We start from the raw sequence: 19,612 nt of genomic DNA, 5'->3' as shown, positions 1-19,612 counted from the left end.
ATGTCCTGCCATGACTATTATTTATTGCAGTCAAAGAAATGATGACAAATATCCATAGCAACTGGACACAAACCCGCTTGTTTCCTTTTCAAAAACATGAATTTAGTACACAAATTTACTTGATTATAACTTATTTCGTTACTATAATTGGTATCTTGTTCGGTGGGATTAAGTCCCCTATGGTATAATGGTTCGGTTGATAGTCATGAGAATATCAAAAGAGATAGAAATAATCAATATTATTTTAATATGTATCTAAACAGGGGGTTTCTGCACTAAACAGAGACGGAGGGCGACGTGTAAGGTCCGTAGAGTATCCATTATTCCGAAATTTCAATTTTAAGATTCCTTTAATTAAACGTCGAATAGTTATATCTTTGAATGTTAAATCGTTTTCAATGGTTAAACAACTATCAATCACGATGATATTTGTTACTTCAGTATTAGGTTTGGGAGCAATAGGGTTTGATTCTTTTGTTGTGGGACAACCTAACATTTCCTCAAGTCAAACACCCAATCAACCTAATACATTTGGGGCTGGCGGAGGTGGAGGTGGAGGTGGAGACGGTAGTTGTATAATTACAAAGAATTCCTCAAGTCAAACACCCAATCAACCTAATACATTTGGGCCTGGCGGAGGTGGAGGTGGAGACGGTATCTCGGTAGATTCAAATAATAACTGCGGAACATTAATAATCATTAGATAGATTATCACTATAATTGGTATCTAGTTCGGTGGAAATCGTCTGAAATTCCACATGGGTTCAAAAGTTCAATGATTCGAATACGTAGCTTATGTAGTATTAAATATTCTCAAACTTTACTAATTTAGGCACTAAAATAAGTAGGGGGTTTTCCTCTATACCATTGATGATATTGCTTAGAGTAACTCTGTATGGGACCTTGGTTCAGGGTGAAGGATAGATATTTACCGTTACAGGAGAGACCATTCTAATATGGTGGTTGGTTATTCCAGTTACCAGGAGGAGTGTATTGACAAACCAATACATTCGTTCCACCATATTCAGCATATTGACCAGCGGGTCCACTGGTAAACCCGCAACCAACCTCGGTTGATTGCTTGTCAACCATCTGGGTGTAATGACCAGTGCTATCGGACGCGGGAGTACCCGGTACATAATTACTCTTTTCGTTAGCCCACGTCTGAGCTAACCAGGTTGGAGTTGCAAATGACGGACCTCCTCCCCATGCCATGTTCTCACCATAATTACCAAAGTCAGCAACCCCACTCGAATGGGACGAATCACTTGTCTCATATACTTTATCGGCCCAAGGCTGTGCATGGGCGGCTAGTGAGTCACTCCATGTAAGCGGTGGAACCCCAACGGCAGCACGCTCTTGGTTGTGCAAGGTCAGGATGATGTTGACCAAATCCTCCCCTTGCACATTAGCAGTATTGTTACCCAAAGGAGATTCACTCGGTAAAGTGGTATTATTCTCTGTAGACGTTGCTGATGAATCACCATTATCATCTGTAGACGTTGCTGATGAATCACCATTATCATCTGTAGACGTTGCTGATGATGTTGAGTCGACGTTAGGGGGAAGTAAGTCAGTCGGTGGTGAGTTACTATTATCCTCGCTAGATCCAGTATCTGATGATGAGTCGCTGTTATCATCAGTAGACCCAGTATCTGATGTCCCCTCGCTATTATCAGTAGACCCACTAGCATATATGATTGCTGAAGTCGGCGAAACCATAGAAATCATTATTAAAAATATTAATGAAATATTAATTCGATTCATAGTTGCCATTGCCATGACATTATATATAAAGCCGTTGTCCGGACATTACATAGAAAGTCATTTTTTAAAGGATAGTTCGAAGTAAAAAAATTCTGAATGTATCAAAAATTGAGTTTTTTTATCATTTTTTTATCTCAATAATATATTATACCGTTACTATAATTGGTAGCTGGTTCGGTGGGATTAAGTCCCCTATGGTATAAGGGTTCGGCGGAAATCATGAGGACATCCACCTGTGTAGAAAAAGAGGTTTCCTGGTGCAGGAAATAATATCATTACCCAATTAATCAAAATTATCACATAATCCAAAACCGTTCGATTCCATATTACAAGGTTAGGATAAGAGTCGATAATGAAAGACGTGGGATTTCGATTTATTAGATGGATAAATGTCCATGAACCCAGAATAGTCGTTTCGGTTTGTCACAGATTGGTTAAATTCCATCCCTCTCATATTACAGAAGTAACATTAATCATTCCAGTCATGCTCCGAGGATGATATTCGCAATAATATTTTAGTACTTGTGGAATTCCGGTATTAAATGCAAATTGTGAGGATGAACCATGTTCTATTACTTCACTTTCTGCCAAATGCTCTCCCCCCTCTCTTGGCTCTATCTTTAATTGATGTTCTGCAGTGTCATTTTGAATACTGGTAATTAAAAATGTATAATTTTCATTTGATTTGAGATTCAATAATGGATTAAATCCAAGTTCATTACTTTTCCATACATATTTCCCTACTCTTTCAGCTGTTAATTCTACTATGCTATTTTGATTCAGTGCATCTTGAGTCTGTCCAAAACTAACTTGATTAAACTGAAAATTCAATGTAACCATCAAAAGGCAAATGACAAATAAGATAAATGTATCGTGTTTTAATAATTTTGACACTAATGCATAATATCTCACAGTTTCTTTAAATATTTAATGCATATAATATGCTTTGTTGCATAATTCCTTATTCTCCGGTTATCATCATGATCATCATGTTATATTCTTCTAAAAATGTTATACAATGATACTTTTATCATGATCTCCTTTACCATGTTTTGAAACCTGTTTGCTGATGTGTATTCACCAAACATTCTCTTTATAGCTGAGAACACAGTTTCAGATATCCATCTCTGTCCGTATTTTCTTTTTGTCTTCCATTTCAACAGATCCTTTGCTTGTAACTTTACTTCGTTGTTCCTTAACCTATTGTTTTTAGGAGAAACAATAGAGTTCCTTCTTACCTTTATACCTGGATTGATCTTTTTGTCCTCAAGATACACAAAGTTTGGATTTGAATCATAGGCTCCATCAGCTAGTACCGATTTTATCTTTACAGTGTTTGGTTCTCTCGAATCCAAAACATGATTGACTAGTTTCTTTAGCATTTTCCCATCATGTACCTTCTCATCTGTCACTTCCAAAGCAATGATTTTCCTGGTCTTTATGTCTACAGCAACGTGGATCTTGAGATATCCTTTTCTATTTTGTGTATTCCATTTCTCATCCATCCACTGACCTCTGTTAGTAATCTTGATACCTGTACTGTCTATTGATATTATTAGGTCATCATCGTCATCCATCTTGTCTCTTTTAATATCGATGTTTAGCTTGTTGATTCGTTTACAGATGTGACCATAACTTGGTGGATTAGCAGGTAACCTTTTTCCTGTGGCCTTAATTATACCTTGGGTTTGTCTGTATGGTAGGTGAAATAAATAGCGAATGTAACCAATGGCCAAGATGAAAGAATCTGGAAATACAAATGGTTTACCCTTTTTGTTTATATTCATATTCTCTATCTCTGAACCCCAACCATCAAGGAAATCATACGAGAAGAGGATCTCACCGCGTTGAACTAATGAGCGATTGTAAGAGGGCCAGTCTATCACAAATAATCAATCTGTTCATTCCAGCTAAATATGTTGAGTTAGGCGACAAAGCACATATAATAAAATCATTATAATTCAAATTTCAAAATACAGATATTGGTTCTATATAAGATATTCCAGCGTAAATGGTAAAGTTAAATTGATTAAATAATTCCAGATATAGAAAGGATGACCTTCGATTTTCAAATGGATCAAATTATGAATAAAATTATAATCGGTGATTTTAATGGTAGTAAGCATCTATAGGAATCCAAGGTTCACAGAGAAATTGTAGTCGATCCAAAAAAAAAATAGATTCAAAAATGTTACTCTTGGTTTACGTAAAACAGGTAAAACACGTTCTAGTGGCTCCGAGCCTCCGGTTTTGCTATTTGCGTATAATATAAACTGCAAGTAAACTGACTATTATCGATAAGTTAAGAATGAACTAATTTTGCAATTAAGTGCCGGACCCTTGGAGGCTTTGGAACCACGATACTTAATTTTGTATAAACAGTAAAATATAATTTAATTTTTGTTTAATTTTATAGCTCATTTCTGTAACTGATATAAATTCATTCTACAGTTTATTATCCCGTGTTAATAAGAACCTAAATACTTGATTCTACTATTTAATAATTACAGCAGTACGATGGAAATAATAACAATATTAAGAACAGATAGGAAGGGGGTTTTAGAATTATAGATTCAGTAGTTGAATATGATATTGAGAATAATACATTATATGTTAAACTGACTGATCAGAAAATAGTAAGTACTATTTCTCTTGGAGATTCAGTATTTATTGATATTAGTGACAACAATAAGCCTGCAGGTATTAAATATATTCTGACCAACAGGAATCCCGAAATGATAAAGGCTTTGCAATCACTATTTTTGTCTTAACTTATAGACTTGTAAATTTTTTATTTAGATAAATTAAAACTGCAAAATACTATGACTATAAAATGATACGACTGCTATAAAGAAAATTGGAATGTGTTAAGCACGGCTTCCTTGGTTCGGCTTCTGGTGTAACTCAACCCTCCTCTATCCCCTCTTGAGGCAAAGCAGGTTTTGATATTCTGATTACAAGTGATACTCCAGAAGATGATACTGAAAGATATTAATTCAGTATTTGATGGAATGACAATGATTTTGATCAGCATACGATTCAAATAACAGGAGAACAAGCCGGAGCGAACGATAATGATAATAATGGTAACCGCGAGCGTCGTATTACAATTACCACTAGTCTCGTCGAACCTCAAAGCGATCCAAATAATGATCCTAAATATGACTCAATAGACTGGCAAGATGATGACACTAGTAAGAATTTGTCGATAGAAGAAACGGATGAGATACTATAAGAAGATGACAGTGGAGGAGATGACAACTAAGCTATAAAAAACAGTTTTTCTGCTCTTTTTGACAACAATTATCAATTCCTTATGTTTTATTTCATTAATTTTATAGCCTATTCTATTTGCATGAAAAGAAGATCTGAAATTATAAATTAAACGAAAGAAGATAATCTCAACATCCATACTGAAAATCTATTCATAATGGCTGCGGTGGGATTAAGTTCCGTATACTATGCAGGTTCGGTGGTATGTGAAACAAATTTGACCCTATTTTTTAACCCAAATAATATATTATAGAAGGCAATTTCAAATTGAATAGTATCCATTAGTTTATTTGTTTAGCGCTTGCCTTCAATTTTGACCATTAAGAATAACAATTAGACTACCTGTACTCTATGAATAGTAATAAAGCCGTTATCACCTATCAATTGTTTTAAAGGTAATAACAATGGTTGTATCTTTTCTTCCTCATCTATTGTTTCTATCATCATAGGTTGATTTATCATTAAACCCTCCAAATGAACTGTTGACTTGCCTCTTCTTCCAAATCCGTCAACACCTAGCCATACTATAGCCCCTAAAACGTTCGCCTTCATCAAAAATTCAATAATAGTTTTCTCCAGTCTTTTTCCATTTACATTGTCATTTTTCTTTATGCGGATGTTTAAGCAGATCATTTGTTTCAGAGTCATTATTCTAAAATTATTATTGTAATAATTGAATTATTAAGATTCTGCCACCATATAATGCCAAAAAGGATAAGCCCACATTGGCTATTGTATTAATCATCATATTTAGAATTTGTTTATTTTCTATCATTACAATATTTTCTAAGGCAAATGAAGACATAGTAGTGAGAGAACCACAGAATCCAATAGCGATTAGAAAAGAATATCGTTGATCTAGGTTCCAGTTAACCAATAAAACAGAGAAAATACCCAGGATAAAACTACCCACGATATTTACAATCAATACATTTGAACCTATTATTCCTAGTATTAATGGAAAGGACGTAATTTTGTATCTAATATAAGCACCTAGAATTGCTCCGGCTGCCAATAAAACAAACTCTATCCCTTTCACGATTGTTAATAGTTTTCATATCATACTTTACCTTTTCTCATCTCTGACATTCAAAAATTTAACAATGATTCCGAGAAATCAAAGTCATTATCAACCAGTCTTCTTAAGAAAATAGATAAATTCTCAAACTTTATAGAATAGGTGCAATCCAAGGTAGGGTTTAGTCTATTGTCTGAATTCACTCCAATTGAAATATTCGCTTTTTTAAATGCAGGGTTATCGTTTTCAGAATCACCCAGGTATATTATTTTGCCCTTGATATTTAATATTTCATATAGTTTGGAAACAACGGAGTCAAATGCACTGCCCTTGTTTAATTTGGTAACATAAACATCAATGAAAGGATGAGTAGAATATTCTTGGATAAAAAGATGTTGAGTAAGAGAACTTGATTTTTCTTTGGATCTATTGCCTTCCTCTTTTTGTTGAGTCCTATTTAATATATTATATACTGATTCTTTGACAATCTCTTTATATTTCTCTTTATTGACCATCCAATTAGAATTATGTCTCCAATCCACCGTAATTCCGCCTAGGAGATTTTCTTCACCCTTTAGAAACTTCTTTTCAACATTCATCGTGTGATAGTTATTTTCAAGATAGGCGGTAATTTCATTTAACATATGAGAATTGATTGATAGCATTTCATGGTCAAAAAGTGAAATCCTATCTTTAATAGCGATATCTTCCGTAGATACTTTATTATTTTCATTTAGAATATTTTCATTATAATTGGTTCGTTCTTTATCATTCAAAACAAAGGTTTCTAATCCTAAAATACAAGACAATATTTTTGCAAATTTTCTAGTTTTTGGATAAATGAAATCAAAGTCTTTACTTGTTATAATGCCTATTGGGATAGTTAAAGAAATCTCACAGAGTATTTCTTCAATTGAGCGTGGAATAAAATCGGAACTATTGTCATTGTATTTTATACCAGAGGTAGGACATAGAGTTCCATCAAAATCCGATAGTATTGCAGCCAGTCTATCCAATCTAATTTCTATGAATTATGATCTAATGAAATCATAAAAAGCCTTGTAATGCTCCAATATAGACCTAGACAATACTCGTAGGTGGGAGTTTTCAGATTTTTCAAACTCAACCTAGCGCAAGCCTTATCTAATTTATGATTTTCTAAATTAATACATGGAAGAATTAAGTCCACGAGATGAACGGATTCTAACGACTAGTATCCTAAATTCCCTAAATGGAATGGTGGACGGAGATGAAAAAGTTCTAGGATATCGTTGCTAACATTGGTATCTAGTTCGTTGGAAATCATGAGGATATCCATATGGGTTTATAGAATATTTCATTAATTTAGAAACATGAACATAAAAAAATAAATTGTGAGTCCTACAACAGAATTATAAACCGTTAATCCACGTTCAAATTAATGAAATAAAACTGATTTTAACCGTAACACGCGCAGAAGGTATTAGTCGTTTCGCATTGTATTACCAAATGTTTAGGTACTTTCGTATAAATCCAAGTCCTTAACCAAGAAATTGCCATGTTCTCGGATGTATAAGAGTGATTGGCAAAATCGTTTGTTTTTCTTTTTATAGTTTCAAGTACAAGCAATACATAATATTAGTCTGATAAAGATCAAGTGACCCTACACCTAAATTACCCAGGGTCAATAATTTGAAATGGCTATAAGAGTCATCGCTCAAGGAAAATCAACTCGACAAAACTCTACAATTGTATTTGAGGTATCAACCCTTTTGGCTTGCCTTATATTGTTTAAGTTCTTTCATAACTTCTTCCATATATTCCGATAATTCATTATCCGTTACTTTGAGCCCTACTTCTTCTTCTAACAATTTAGCTTGTTTTTCTACGACTTTCAAGGTTGTTTTTTGAATTTCTAGGTTTCTTTTAGCTGTCCCAATGCTATCCAACAATGAGAATTGTCCCTCAATGTGTTTTCTTATCTCCTCTCTCAATTGTGTATCGAAAGTTATAGAAATGGCCGAAAAATATATCCCAATGAAAACAAGATAACTTGTCAAACCGACAAATGAAATAGTAGCAATTCCAAAAGGCGGATATGGTGCCTGGATGATCGAAGTTTCTCCTATAACAAAAATAAAAGTCATACCGAAGGCTGAAATTATCAAATAATTTCTTATAGAATAAGACTTGGGAATAGTTTTTATGATTGTCCAGAACGCAATTCCAAATAAAATCCCTCCAATCAATTTACTAACCGTGAATATTTGAGTAAAAAGAATACTATAAAAAAAAGGATCAGATAAGATCATTGGCTTGATAAAATTGAAAGACAAAGTAAAAAATTGACTCAAGAAATAAATTAATGGTACGGTTATTAGTATTAAAAACTTAGTTCTGCCAATTCTATCCATAAAATGACGTAACATATAAAAAGTGCTTATCCAGATCGATACGAAAGACAATATCAATGAATAGGTGTAGAAATTATTCAGGTAGTAATTTATGGAGCCCGGAACGAACTGTTCAAAATTATTATACGACCTATTCCAAATTTCTGGAGGTCTTTCAAGCAATGCCTTATCTAAATAGATGACGGATGATATCGAATTTACACAAATTATGGAAATCGCTACTGCATAAAGTAATACAATGATGTTATTTCTATACTGATTATACCAAAGAAATAAACTAAAGGCAACAAATCCGAATATTGCAATGGCCATTGCATATCCAGTGGTAACAGTAATGATAATAAGTATTGTATTGTAGTGATTATAATATATTAACTGAAAAGTAAGGAAGATGAAAACAGTAGTCAAAAAAATCTGTACAATCGTTACCAGAGTATGAATTCTCTTGAATCGCAATACCTTTGTTTGTTCTAATGTTGAGATATTTTTTTTTACAAATTGCAGGATAAGATACTGCCCGGCTATGGCTAATATCGAAATAAAAAGAAAAAACATGATTCCCCAGCTAAAATAATACTGTTTTCCTACTAATTCAGAAATCCTCCCAAAAAAGAGATCCAGGATCATTGCTAAAACCATGACGACAAAAAGAACATAAATTTTCTCTTTAAGATAAGATAGCACTAGCATCATAGGTAAGTCTCTAACTCCTATATGATCCTCTAGATTTATTTCTGTTTGAAAATGGGTGATGACTCAAATCCAAATTCTGTCCTTTGCGTTTGGTTGGGCAAAACACAAAAATACTTTATGTTCATATTGTAATAAAGATATCGATTATGAAAATTATCTCTTCTCCAAAAATCAGTTTAATCCTCATAGGTTCTATAATAGTCTGTAGTTGCTACCCGATGGTATCCGCCCAGTTAGTTGAACAAATAGCAGCACCGGATACAAATCCGCAAGGATCATCTTATGGCGAATGGGCCTCTAAATGGTGGCAATGGGTGTATTCAATCCCGCAAGATGAAAACCCGTTGTATGATGAAACAGGGGCAAAATGTGCAGTGAAACAAGTCGGCTCTGTGTGGTTTTTGGTAGGTACATTTGGCGGGTCAATAACAAGAGAGTGTACGATTCCGTCAAATACGTCTTTATTCTTCCCTCTTTTAAACACTGAATGCTCTATCGCAGGTGGCGATGGAAAGACTGAAGAGGAGCTTAAAACCTGTGCGAAGGCAAATATCGATAGAGCAATCAGCACGGATCTTACAATTGATGGAAAAAAGATGGAAAATTTAGCAGACTACAGAGCTCAGTCTCAATTATACAACATTACGTTGCCTGCGAATAACATAATGGGAGTTAGTCCTCAAACGACTTCTTCCATTGCGGAAGGTTACTGGATTTTTATTAATCCATTGAGCGCCGGCAAACACGAGATAAAATTCGGAGGTCAAGCTGGAGATCTAACCGTTGCTAGTAACATGAACTTTGCAACTCAGTCAATTTATAACCTAATAGTAAAATAATGTTGGATTCCAATCACACTTTGCAATTCATCCAGTTTGACTAATATGTTGAATCAAATGACTGCCGATGGGTACGTTCAATATAAAATAACTCTTGTAAACCTCAAATCTCAAAGAATTTTAAGAAACTTATCTGGAAATTGGATCTATGATAACTGGTTGGAAGAGAAACTAAACTGAGTACATAGTATATCGTTACTATCATTAGTATCTGGTTCGGTGGTATGTGAAACAAATTTGACTCGATTTTATCACTATTTTAATAAAAAATAATATGACAATCTGTGAGTATTGCTTTAAGTAGACCTATTGATCATCAGAAAAACAATTACTATGCGACAAAGAATAGGTGACCATAGTATTATCTGTTCTGAAATACATAAGAATTTCAATACTCCCGAGAATATTTTTCGTCATCATATTATTGTCTATCGTTTTTTACTGCACTAAATATATCAAATTGGAGGGACTAGTTGAGTCCAACCGACTCAATCTTACAATTCACGAATTAATGACTATACAGATGTATGTATCAAAAATCCTTGCAACTAGAATAATAGAACAAATCGTTCCCAGTGCGATTGAATCGACCTATAAGTTAAATGAATTATTGCAACTTACTCTAACTAGACTCTATAACCAAAAAATACCTAAAAAGTTTGCAAACATAATAAAACTATTTTATTATTGGAAATATTTTATTTGGCTAACGTATAATGAAAAAGAGATAGCAAAAGATGTACTATATTATCACTTTATGAATCTAGATAATACCAATGACTTGTATGAATGTTGGGTATTCACCAAGATCCTTTATGAAATTTCAAAGAAAAAAAATGTCAAATTAAAACAGATTAGAGCATCAAAAGGCTTAGTGACATTTATCACATTGGATAACTCTAAGGATAACTTATCAGGCTACCTATGCGACGCCTTGGAAATACAAAGACAAATTTCTCGAAGATAATCCGGATATCGTAATAGAGAAAAATGATGGAACTTGTTTTGTCTTGGACGCAAAAAATAGTTATTATTCGCCAAAAAACCTAACACCCAATTTACACCAGATGAGAAGTTATCTTTCAACTACAAATAGTAATTATGGGATTTTTATTCATTCAAATTCTCAAGACCCAAAATTTTGGGAAGATATATTTACAGACAAAGGTCAAAAAATAATTTGGACCTCTCTAATTCCAGGCAGAATAGGCAATAGCCTCGAAAATATAATGAGTCTAATACTGGGATCTTAAATTATTTACGAATAAGGAATTATTTACTTTTATTTTTATGTCAGTTGGGATGTCCCTAGCATAATGTAGACAAATTAAGGTCATCTTTTCTTAATAATTTAGAAAATGTCATATGAATTTATCTATGATGAAATAATTTTATTGATAGAAAGAGAACGGTAGATGCTAGTGCTAGACACATAGAACCTGTAGATAAAAAATACAACAAATCAAGTTCCTAAAACTATTTGATCTTTTATTAGAAGCGTTTATTTTTTTTTAATTCCAGTTGGACTTGAAATTATCTTACTACTAAAACAGAACACTTTGCATTGGTCATCACGCCTTGGGCTACGCTACCGACCAACATTCTATCAAGCCTTGACTTACCAGTACTACCTAAAACAATCAAGTCAATATTTTCTGCATCGGCACTTCTAATAATTTCATTCACAATTGATGATGTAGTCTCTTTTACCAATGCCTTAAAATGAATATTCTTTTCATTGGCCTCTATCATAATATTCTTTAACCATATTTTCATCTGCTCATCATCATAAGCGCGTAGTTCTTCCCATCCACTTTGAGGCAACCGTCTTAAATAATATGGAATCAATGAAATATGAATTGCAATAACTTCTGCGCTGTATTTTTTTGCCATGTCTAAAACCTTTCTTACGGCTTTGATTGAAGCTTCAGACCCATCTATACCGACCATTATTTTAGAGATCTCTTCAGACACAGGGTAAGGATTTCTCCAAATGATAATAAATTCATTTGTTTGTTCTTTAATAGGTATTGATTGATAATCTTTACAGTTGAGTTTTACATAGCTGCATGATATTTATTCTGTATTAATAAAAAGTATTAAATTAGTCAATTATAACAAAATGTCAACAACCCATTCTAGATTCAGTGGGGTTCGAGTCCATGAGGTACATGGGAACTATTAATTAAATAAAATCTTATTTCAAGGAAACATATTGATCCTTTGCTAATAAGAGAAAAGATTACATGGGGCCCGGTAGGCTTCAGAACGATATCGGTCCTTAAAGGTGGATTCTAATGGCTGTCATTTACCCATGACGACGAATATGTCGATATACATTTGCCATTGTGTCTCAATACATGATAGAAATATGATTATATGTACACATTCTCTTTTACAAAAGTTTTTAAGATTTCTAAAGTCTGCTCCAGTGGTCGTTCAGAACTAAACATGATTAAAGTATGATTTCCGCTTTTGTTATCAGGCCAATATCCTTCCGGACAATAATCACATTTAGAATAAGTTATATTCGCTTAATATTTCAATTCCATTTTCATTAAACGCTTGTCTATAATATGCTAAAGAACCAGGATGAGAGTTACCATCATTGTCCTTTGTGTCTTTGACTTGATTTGTAGGAGTATAAAATCCTCCAACAATTAGTTTGTTGTTCCCACTGATATTACTATTTCCTTGATTGTTTTCAAGCACGTTAATTGTTCCTCCTTTTATTTCATAGTCCTTATCAGTTATTGAATAATTCCCAACAGGAAGTGTAAAAGGTTCTGAAGTATTTGTATAATCTAAGGTACCAGTTGAAAATGATGAAGCACCGCTATTTTCTCTATTATTAACATTGACTAATTCTAAATCATGTGGATGAGATGTATCCCAAGGTGCATCGGCATCCAAGAATATTAACTTTGTACCTTCGTAGATAACAAGATTTGTCGGAATAAAATATGCGTTCTTATCTGTAATTAATTTATGTTGTTCCTCTTTCCAACTTTCATGTGCCTCGTTTACAATTAGCATTACAAAGGTGTCTACGTTAGCAGGTAGTTTCAATATCTCAGTTGTATGGACAGATTCTGCCGAAGGAATATTAGAATAATTTGTAGTAACATTAGAAGTAACCTCTTGTGCATATATGGAAATCAAATTATCCTTAGTATTACTTCCAAAACTAAGAACGGATACCACCGAAATTGCTAAAAAAGCGCAGATACATATACTTTTTATATTAATAACAGATGTTAAAGTCATTATATAAAATACACATTAATGCCTTATACTACTTACCTTGCGATTATCATAAAATCAATGGAATCTTCCTTTTGAATAAAATAAAGTCAGATATATTTTGAAACCACCATCTCGGATCGCCTTATGATTAAGTCTGGATGGAGAGATGCGGATAAGTTTAGTAAGCATATTAAAGTAATAGGAAATTGCAAATCACAATAAATTAAAACTATAATTCAAACTATCATTCTTTTATTTCTACTACTCTTCACTCTCACGCTTTGATAGGATTCATCTAGCAGCAGTCAGAAATTAGGATATGAACAATCAGAGAATGTTGGTATGGGATAATTTATCAATTCGCCCACTATACGCTCCAAGATAATGGAGACCTTTCTATCGACAGCACTATAGTCTTATGTTGTATAATTTGTAACTTTTCTTATACTGAATCAACTATCTCTCTTCTACCGCTTGTGATTTATCATATCTTTCGTCTATATGTATTGATGAAATTATTCGTGATATTCCTATATCCATAAGAGATAGATGGGTATACTCTATTGCTTTTAAAATATCTTGAATTGATTTGGCTTTCATATGAATGCTCATGCCCGTTCCCAAAACATTGATTCCTTTAACTTTTTTAATAGCATAGGTAGCAATGGCTAGTTCGTCTCTCATGCTTGGAGGTAATTGATCACTTGAATAATGTTTTCCTAATTGGACTATATTAAATTCTGCAACTACCTCATGATCTTCACAAACCATTGATAATCCAAAGTATTATTGACAATTAAGTCTTGATTTTTACTAATATCTATACTCAAGAGGTAAATTACACCTTTTTACAAAGTTGTACAATACTATTATATCCAAATATGATGGTTTTTTATAATCTGAAAAATATATTTATTATATTAAAGAACGAACTCCCACCATCAAAATTCAATATACTTTACAGTATAAGAATAGCAAGTTGTGTGAATTACTGCTCTAAATACAGTAACAATTGTGCATTATTTTGACTATTTTAATTTGTATTCGAAATGTGTTTTTTCAGAGGATATGTAATTAAGTGCAATAGCGTCCTCATGGTATTTGGACTAAAATTTGTCTGGGCCCATATATAGAGCAACCATAAGCAATGTGAAAAACCTTATTAATTTTGCACATATATGTAAGTGGAAGTAAAGATGTCCAATTCACTCTCTGATGACGGCATGGGGTGGAGGGTTACCATATCTATTCTCACCTTTTTCGCTTCCATAATAGGAGTAATTATCTGGTTATTCTTTTATGCAGAAGATTACACTATTTATCAGAACGTTGCAATAGTAGTTGTGATCTTCTTAGGATTCATCGCTGTAATGGCGGCCACTTGGGCCTCTTGGGGTATCAAGCAGAGTAGAGCAGGAAAATGGCGAAATAGCAGTAGGAAAGATGATTTTGAATAAGATAGGTCTACTCTTTTTGTCCGTTTTCAGAATGCCGGAAGAAGTCAGGTGGCCAGGTAGTATGTGAAAGAATTATGACTCGATTCTATCACTCATCATAATCATCTAACGCTTTATTCACATAAGGTCCGGGCCCGTGTGGATACAATTCAAGATTGAATGTAGTCTACATACTAAAAGATGCCTTAAATCAAGTGTTAGTTTTCAGATATTCAAACGACAGTTTTACTTGTTTAATAAATTATTCAATTGGCAAAGTTATCCTATACTAACAATGTCAATCAATTTTCTAGAAAAGGGAATCAAAAAAGTCAATAAATGGATTTAATAATTTTTCATTTTCAGATGGGGCTACCGAATGAGGTATTGCCAAATCAAATGAACTTACAGTAAACGGGGTAGTATTCTTATATATCTGCAAAATTATTCTATGTTCGCCATCATCTGGAAAAATATAATCAACTGAAAAGTGACCCCCAGATATGGGAATTGATTTATTTTCGAACTTATACAATCTCCCATCATGATCTGTTAGAGTAACCTTTGTATTTAGATTATTAACTAGTGTAGAATCATTAAGGTTTCTTAACTCAAAGGTTAGTCTAGTAACTTGATCGATAATTGGCACTTGCGGTTCAAGTCTAAGACTTATGTTCAAATTATCTCGTTCACTTATCCAATAATTATTCTTGACAACTGACGTATTTGCAATTAAAGAAAAGGCTTGACAAGGATGATTAAATAAGACAATGATAAACAGTATAGATAAGATCTTTACGAAGCCAACCGGTATCCCCACTGGTGAAGGTAGATTCAAAAAATATACAGAAACATTATACTTATCTTACTAATAAAACATTATTTTGTTAATAGCCTAAATTGAATAATTCTCTAAATTAGTTCTATCCATCTGGCGAATATATTCTTTTATTTTCTGCAGTTATTTTCCAATTTTAGATTAAAGGATTTTATCGTTTCTTTTTAGAAAAAGAAGAAAATGGCCGTCATGGTATTTTAATATTGAAAAAGACTGGCATATCTGTTTGGTTATTGACACCATGTGCTATTTTAGAAAAGTCGTCTCCATATACTATCTCTACGTTAAAGTCTGCACCGTTTGGAATTTCAGTTTGATTAAAATCAAATGTTTTGATGACCGTTTGCCCAGAGGGGAAAATAATACCATTAGCGTTTTTAGAAACACCTGTGATATCGGAGATAACATGTATGGATCCTATCAATTCGGCATTCCCTGTGTTAGAAACCTGAACATTTACGTTTAGGGGTCCGGTATTATGGGTATTCAATCCTTGAGCCAAGACATCTTGGTTGATTGGAACATTTGATGCAATCAACCCTGAAAAGAAAGACATCAGCACTGACAAAGTGAAGATGGCATTAAGTTTGGTATTCATGGTCATAGTTCAAACAACTGTATTGCTAAAAACTTTTACTGTCCAATATTTGATTTCCAGAATGATAATCATTTATTCAGATACGAAACGTATTGATAAATTGTATTTGAACATATGAGTTAAGAATTACCGCATGTTCCTAAATAGAATCCAAGAATAACTCTAATCCAACTTTTTAAACATTATTTCGATAAAAACTAAATGGGGTTGGAAAATTATATGAAAGGTCTAAGAATATGGAATCCTATATTATTTATTGATGCACAGGCCATTGGGGACAGAAGTATCACATTTGTTACCTATAAACTCATTTTCGTTTATTTCTGTTGAAAGGCCATTTCCGTTATTCAAATCTACCCTTCTATTGTCAAATGCACTATTGCTATCAATTAGGTTACATTGCTATCAATTAGGTTACTATTGCTATGTCCATCCAAAAAAATGCCATTAACCGATCCTTTTACCTTATTCCCTGAAATCGTGGATTCGCTTGTACCTACTAAAGTTATACCTGCAAGATGATCGGAATCCAAGGTGTTATTGACTAATTCAATATTGAAGTCGGTATGTAGCGCAATTGACACATCATTGAATTTGAAGTATGAATCCTGAATAATGAAATTTCTTGACTCTGTCAGAAATACGCCCATTTCATTATTCTGAAGATTTATCGAAGAAATATTGATTTGATTATCAGAATTAGTCAATAAGCCATTTTGAAAATTCTTGATTATACCGTTTCCATTGATTTTTATATTTTCACTATCGTCAATTTTTATACCTGTCTTTTGACTCAAAAATAGTCATAGAATCGATTTTAATTCCAGTATAATCAAAAAATTTCTTTAATCTTGCAGGATATTGTCTCTTCGCTTCGGAAGATTTTAGAGCGTACAAGAAGGTAGATAGGGGCTTCTATTGGTATTTAGATGGGAATTTTGCTCAGACTCTAGACCAGAATGATTGGCTTCATAGACAGATTCCGTCATTTATTATACTAATATAATACGATGGGTGGAATAAAAAGACCAATATTGTTGCGGATTCGGTGGAAATCATGAGGATATCCACAGGGGTTTGATAACCGAGTTAATCCGTTTGAATCGCAATATGCATATTGGCATAGGATACTATATTCAAAGACGATAATGTAACATGAGAAAAGGTGGGTATACCGTTTTAATTGCTAAATTAGTATTCACCTGGTTTACAAAAACAGTAGACAAATCAAACTATCTTCTTAAACTTTAGGATGGTATCAGTCCCATATATGGATTCCAATTTTTTGGCTACCGTTTATAGATTATCTAATGCTGTGAAATTGCAAAGGATCTTTCATATAATAAGGATTAATATATAGATTTTATTTCAATTGATAAAGGAGAAATTACTAGTTGAGAATGAGGTTCGCTTATTGAGATTATTGACCATATGAAGTTCTGTATCAACGTATATGTTGAAGAAAGGAAAAATATCATTAAATAAATGAATAATCAACAAATTTTCAAAAATAGGATTAAAGAAAAATGAATCTTTTTTTATTGCGGTATTCCAACTATTGAGGAGCCTCATTATCGACCGCTCCGGTGTCCTTTGAATTTGAATTTGTAAATTCTTCAGAGTTCTCTGAAACATCACTTTCTTGCTGGGTATCTGTGTCACTTACATCATCAGAGTTTGATTGTGAATCTTCTGATAAGCCCCCGTCTACCTTGTTGCTATCATCGTTAGTTTCCATTTGTTGCAAAGGCTCTGTTACAATCATCCCTGAGCTGGATGTTGGAGAAGACGGTTCTAATGTAGTTGGATTCTCTGTTACTATATCATTATTTATGAGGGGATCCAACGGTTTAGTTTGCTCTGCAAGACGGTTTTGAAGTACTTTATCTCCACAATTATTTGAGTAGCTATCACATGTTTGACAATATGTGTTTCCTAATATTTTACCAGGCACCATTTCTCTCCAGCAACAAGTTTCTTTGTTCTTTTTTTCTTTCTTATCATATACCGTGCTACACTTCGCGTTTTCATCATTCCGAGGATCCTTTGGTGCAGCATATCCATTCGGTATTGATATTGATATGATTATTGAAAGAATCATTGCAGAAACGACCACTGCAGAGATTGATTTTGAGTAATTTTGCAAATTTTTAAAATTATTCAATGATAAGTAATATCTAAGGAAGAAGTATTTGAGCATTTATCTTAAATTGTAACATTCTTAAAACCTTATAATCTCAGAAATTGCAAGGTGTATTACAAGATTAATTTATACTGCTTCAAGCATCAAGTGCCCGAATTGGGAGATAAATTCTTTTAACAATCTCTGATTGGATACTCTATAATTCTTCTCTCCGACGCGGAGCTTTTTAAAAGGTCAAGTTTGACTTACTATTTGACTAAGAATAATAATAGTTTTAAGAATTACAACAAGGCTTGATTCTATATGCATACAAGTTGGTAGGATTTGGGATAAAATTATAAAGTTAAATAAATCAAAAGTAAGATAAATATTAATCCAGTTATCTAAAAGGAACGAGTGTAAATTTTATATCCATCCTAAAGAATCCAGGTCTTGTTTGTTGAATTTCGTCAACATTTTTGACTCGATTTTATCACTATTTTTATAATAAATAATATGACAATCCGTGAGTATTGCTTTAAGTAGGCCTATTGATCATCAAAAAAGAGCTTACTAAAACAGTAGTTTGATTGCTACTACTTGGTTAGACTATTACCACTTCCTATAGGTTGGTTAGCATTTGGATTAGGTGGATTATAAGGGCAACCTAAAGCTGAACAGGTGATAACTCCTGGTTTTTCGCTTCCATCAAGTGGTACACAAATAGGGTTAGGGCTATTGGGGTCGTATCCATACCCAAGCGTACAACCTATGGTTATTAATGTCGAATTGCTGTTGACTACAGGTAACTTATTTCCTATAGATGAATTGTCTGAGATACTCGAATTGTTTTGTACTTCACCTGTGGATTCTTCACCTGTGGATTCTTCACCTGTGGATTCTTCACCTGTGGATTCTTCACCTTGTTTAGGAATAGCAGAACCATAAACTGTATTTTCTAGATCCATCGAATAAGATAATAACGCAGCAGTGGCCATGGAAGTTATTAATGCAAATAGAGTGGCGATCAGGAAAATGGGTTTATTAGCCAATTTTATTCAGATAGTGATTCTCAGAATACTATAAATACGTTTAAGAGGAGATAATGGTAAGGTTTTCTTTGCAATCAGCCGATTTTTTTATAATGTTTTTTAATATGTCGACAGTTTAGAATTACTTTAACTAGATTATATGATAAATCGTTACTATATTAGGTAGCGGGTAGCGGGTTCGGGGGGATTAAGTTCCGTATGGTATAAGGGTTCGGTGGAACTCTTGAGGATATCCACATGGGTTTAAGGATTTTTTTATTTTGATATCATAATCAGTTTGTAATCTATTTGTAATAAGAAGTAATAAATTTTTAATACGGTCTCAATGGGACTAATA

Annotated in this window: 20 protein-coding genes; 5 read left to right on the top strand and 15 right to left on the bottom strand. The window is 33.3% G+C overall.

The genetic code is table 11. The features are described from left to right. Positions 1-377 precede the first annotated feature (377 nt). Positions 378-707: a hypothetical protein gene (locus NMY3_RS06690; protein ID WP_196818135.1), complete on the top strand. Its 330-nt coding sequence runs from the start codon at positions 378-380 to the stop codon at positions 705-707. Positions 708-951: 244 nt separating this feature from the next. Here the strand turns inward: NMY3_RS06690 and NMY3_RS06685 are convergent, their stop codons facing one another. From NMY3_RS06685 to NMY3_RS06675, 3 genes are all read right to left on the bottom strand, one after another. Beyond that, positions 952-1,722, bottom strand: a complete 771-nt coding sequence (locus NMY3_RS06685; protein WP_196818134.1) for a CAP domain-containing protein — start codon at positions 1,720-1,722, stop codon at positions 952-954. A 495-nt stretch (positions 1,723-2,217) separates the two neighbouring features. Beyond that, positions 2,218-2,607: a cupredoxin domain-containing protein gene (locus tag NMY3_RS06680; protein ID WP_196818133.1), complete on the bottom strand. Its 390-nt coding sequence runs from the start codon at positions 2,605-2,607 to the stop codon at positions 2,218-2,220. Between the two features lie 152 nt (positions 2,608-2,759). Next, on the bottom strand, positions 2,760-3,653 hold the full coding sequence (locus NMY3_RS06675) for an IS5-like element ISThar1 family transposase (RefSeq protein ID WP_196815659.1): 894 nt from the start codon (positions 3,651-3,653) through the stop codon (positions 2,760-2,762). Positions 3,654-4,331: 678 nt separating this feature from the next. Between NMY3_RS06675 and NMY3_RS17055 the strand changes: the two genes are divergently transcribed. Next, on the top strand, positions 4,332-4,538 hold the full coding sequence (locus NMY3_RS17055) for a DUF2283 domain-containing protein (protein WP_196818491.1): 207 nt from the start codon (positions 4,332-4,334) through the stop codon (positions 4,536-4,538). An 835-nt stretch (positions 4,539-5,373) separates the two neighbouring features. Here NMY3_RS17055 and NMY3_RS06665 read toward each other — a convergent pair. The 4 genes from NMY3_RS06665 to NMY3_RS06650 all read right to left on the bottom strand — a co-directional run bounded on the left by NMY3_RS06665 (position 5,374) and on the right by NMY3_RS06650 (position 9,141). After that, positions 5,374-5,673 (bottom strand): DUF190 domain-containing protein, encoded by a 300-nt coding sequence (locus NMY3_RS06665; RefSeq protein WP_196818132.1) that lies wholly within the window; start codon positions 5,671-5,673, stop codon positions 5,374-5,376. A 28-nt stretch (positions 5,674-5,701) separates the two neighbouring features. Continuing rightward, on the bottom strand, positions 5,702-6,079 hold the full coding sequence (locus NMY3_RS06660) for a fluoride efflux transporter FluC (RefSeq protein ID WP_196818131.1): 378 nt from the start codon (positions 6,077-6,079) through the stop codon (positions 5,702-5,704). Positions 6,080-6,129: 50 nt separating this feature from the next. Then, positions 6,130-7,074 carry an HAD-IIB family hydrolase gene (locus NMY3_RS06655; protein ID WP_196818130.1) on the bottom strand — a complete coding sequence of 315 codons (945 nt, stop codon included), beginning with the start codon at positions 7,072-7,074 and terminating at the stop codon, positions 6,130-6,132. A gap of 726 nt (positions 7,075-7,800) precedes the next feature. Beyond that, positions 7,801-9,141: a hypothetical protein gene (locus NMY3_RS06650; protein WP_196818129.1), complete on the bottom strand. Its 1,341-nt coding sequence runs from the start codon at positions 9,139-9,141 to the stop codon at positions 7,801-7,803. 221 nt (positions 9,142-9,362) lie between these two features. Between NMY3_RS06650 and NMY3_RS06645 the strand changes: the two genes are divergently transcribed. Together NMY3_RS06645 and NMY3_RS06640 are read left to right on the top strand one after the other, a co-directional pair. Then, positions 9,363-9,983 carry a hypothetical protein gene (locus tag NMY3_RS06645; RefSeq protein WP_196818128.1) on the top strand — a complete coding sequence of 207 codons (621 nt, stop codon included), beginning with the start codon at positions 9,363-9,365 and terminating at the stop codon, positions 9,981-9,983. Between the two features lie 460 nt (positions 9,984-10,443). Continuing rightward, positions 10,444-10,950, top strand: a complete 507-nt coding sequence (locus NMY3_RS06640) for a hypothetical protein (RefSeq protein WP_231100371.1) — start codon at positions 10,444-10,446, stop codon at positions 10,948-10,950. 566 nt (positions 10,951-11,516) lie between these two features. On the opposite strand, the gene NMY3_RS06635 is transcribed toward NMY3_RS06640, so the two are convergent. The 3 genes from NMY3_RS06635 to NMY3_RS06625 all read right to left on the bottom strand — a co-directional run bounded on the left by NMY3_RS06635 (position 11,517) and on the right by NMY3_RS06625 (position 14,000). After that, a complete protein-coding gene (locus NMY3_RS06635; protein ID WP_196817832.1) occupies positions 11,517-11,957 on the bottom strand; it encodes a universal stress protein in 441 nt (146 codons plus the stop codon). Positions 11,958-12,497: 540 nt separating this feature from the next. Continuing rightward, entirely contained in the window at positions 12,498-13,250 is a 753-nt protein-coding gene (locus NMY3_RS06630; RefSeq protein WP_196818126.1) for a hypothetical protein, read from the bottom strand. A gap of 435 nt (positions 13,251-13,685) precedes the next feature. After that, positions 13,686-14,000, bottom strand: a complete 315-nt coding sequence (locus tag NMY3_RS06625; RefSeq protein WP_196818125.1) for a thiamine-binding protein — start codon at positions 13,998-14,000, stop codon at positions 13,686-13,688. A 425-nt stretch (positions 14,001-14,425) separates the two neighbouring features. Between NMY3_RS06625 and NMY3_RS06620 the strand changes: the two genes are divergently transcribed. Next, entirely contained in the window at positions 14,426-14,686 is a 261-nt protein-coding gene (locus NMY3_RS06620; RefSeq protein WP_196818124.1) for a hypothetical protein, read from the top strand. Between the two features lie 289 nt (positions 14,687-14,975). Here NMY3_RS06620 and NMY3_RS06615 read toward each other — a convergent pair whose 3' ends face one another. From NMY3_RS06615 to NMY3_RS06595, 5 genes are all read right to left on the bottom strand, one after another. Beyond that, complete coding sequence (locus tag NMY3_RS06615; protein WP_196818123.1) at positions 14,976-15,503, bottom strand: hypothetical protein; 528 nt, start codon at positions 15,501-15,503, stop codon at positions 14,976-14,978. Positions 15,504-15,690: 187 nt separating this feature from the next. Then, on the bottom strand, positions 15,691-16,101 hold the full coding sequence (locus tag NMY3_RS06610) for a hypothetical protein (protein ID WP_196818122.1): 411 nt from the start codon (positions 16,099-16,101) through the stop codon (positions 15,691-15,693). Between the two features lie 389 nt (positions 16,102-16,490). Then, a complete protein-coding gene (locus NMY3_RS06605) occupies positions 16,491-16,898 on the bottom strand; it encodes a NosD domain-containing protein (RefSeq protein WP_196818121.1) in 408 nt (135 codons plus the stop codon). 758 nt (positions 16,899-17,656) lie between these two features. Further along, on the bottom strand, positions 17,657-18,247 hold the full coding sequence (locus NMY3_RS06600; RefSeq protein WP_231100370.1) for a hypothetical protein: 591 nt from the start codon (positions 18,245-18,247) through the stop codon (positions 17,657-17,659). A gap of 572 nt (positions 18,248-18,819) precedes the next feature. Then, positions 18,820-19,275: a hypothetical protein gene (locus NMY3_RS06595; RefSeq protein ID WP_196818119.1), complete on the bottom strand. Its 456-nt coding sequence runs from the start codon at positions 19,273-19,275 to the stop codon at positions 18,820-18,822. Between the last annotated feature and the right edge of the window lie 337 nt (positions 19,276-19,612).

The sequence above is a fragment of the Candidatus Nitrosocosmicus oleophilus genome, from assembly GCF_000802205.1.
Lineage (GTDB): Archaea > Thermoproteota > Nitrososphaeria > Nitrososphaerales > Nitrososphaeraceae > Nitrosocosmicus > Nitrosocosmicus oleophilus.
The sequence above is the reverse complement of the archived record's forward strand: the minus strand, read 5'-3'. Positions and strand labels throughout refer to the sequence as shown.

Coding starts and splice junctions, on each gene's coding strand:
- NMY3_RS06685 (WP_196818134.1), bottom strand. CDS start 1,722: ATGGTTTCGCCGACTTCAGCAATCATATATGCTAGTGGGTCTACTGAT.
- NMY3_RS06680 (WP_196818133.1), bottom strand. CDS start 2,607: ATGGTTACATTGAATTTTCAGTTTAATCAAGTTAGTTTTGGACAGACT.
- NMY3_RS06665 (WP_196818132.1), bottom strand. CDS start 5,673: ATGATCTGCTTAAACATCCGCATAAAGAAAAATGACAATGTAAATGGA.
- NMY3_RS06650 (WP_196818129.1), bottom strand. CDS start 9,141: ATGCTAGTGCTATCTTATCTTAAAGAGAAAATTTATGTTCTTTTTGTC.
- NMY3_RS06645 (WP_196818128.1), top strand. CDS start 9,363: ATGGTATCCGCCCAGTTAGTTGAACAAATAGCAGCACCGGATACAAAT.
- NMY3_RS06630 (WP_196818126.1), bottom strand. CDS start 13,250: ATGACTTTAACATCTGTTATTAATATAAAAAGTATATGTATCTGCGCT.
- NMY3_RS06625 (WP_196818125.1), bottom strand. CDS start 14,000: ATGGTTTGTGAAGATCATGAGGTAGTTGCAGAATTTAATATAGTCCAA.
- NMY3_RS06620 (WP_196818124.1), top strand. CDS start 14,426: ATGTCCAATTCACTCTCTGATGACGGCATGGGGTGGAGGGTTACCATA.
- NMY3_RS06610 (WP_196818122.1), bottom strand. CDS start 16,101: ATGAATACCAAACTTAATGCCATCTTCACTTTGTCAGTGCTGATGTCT.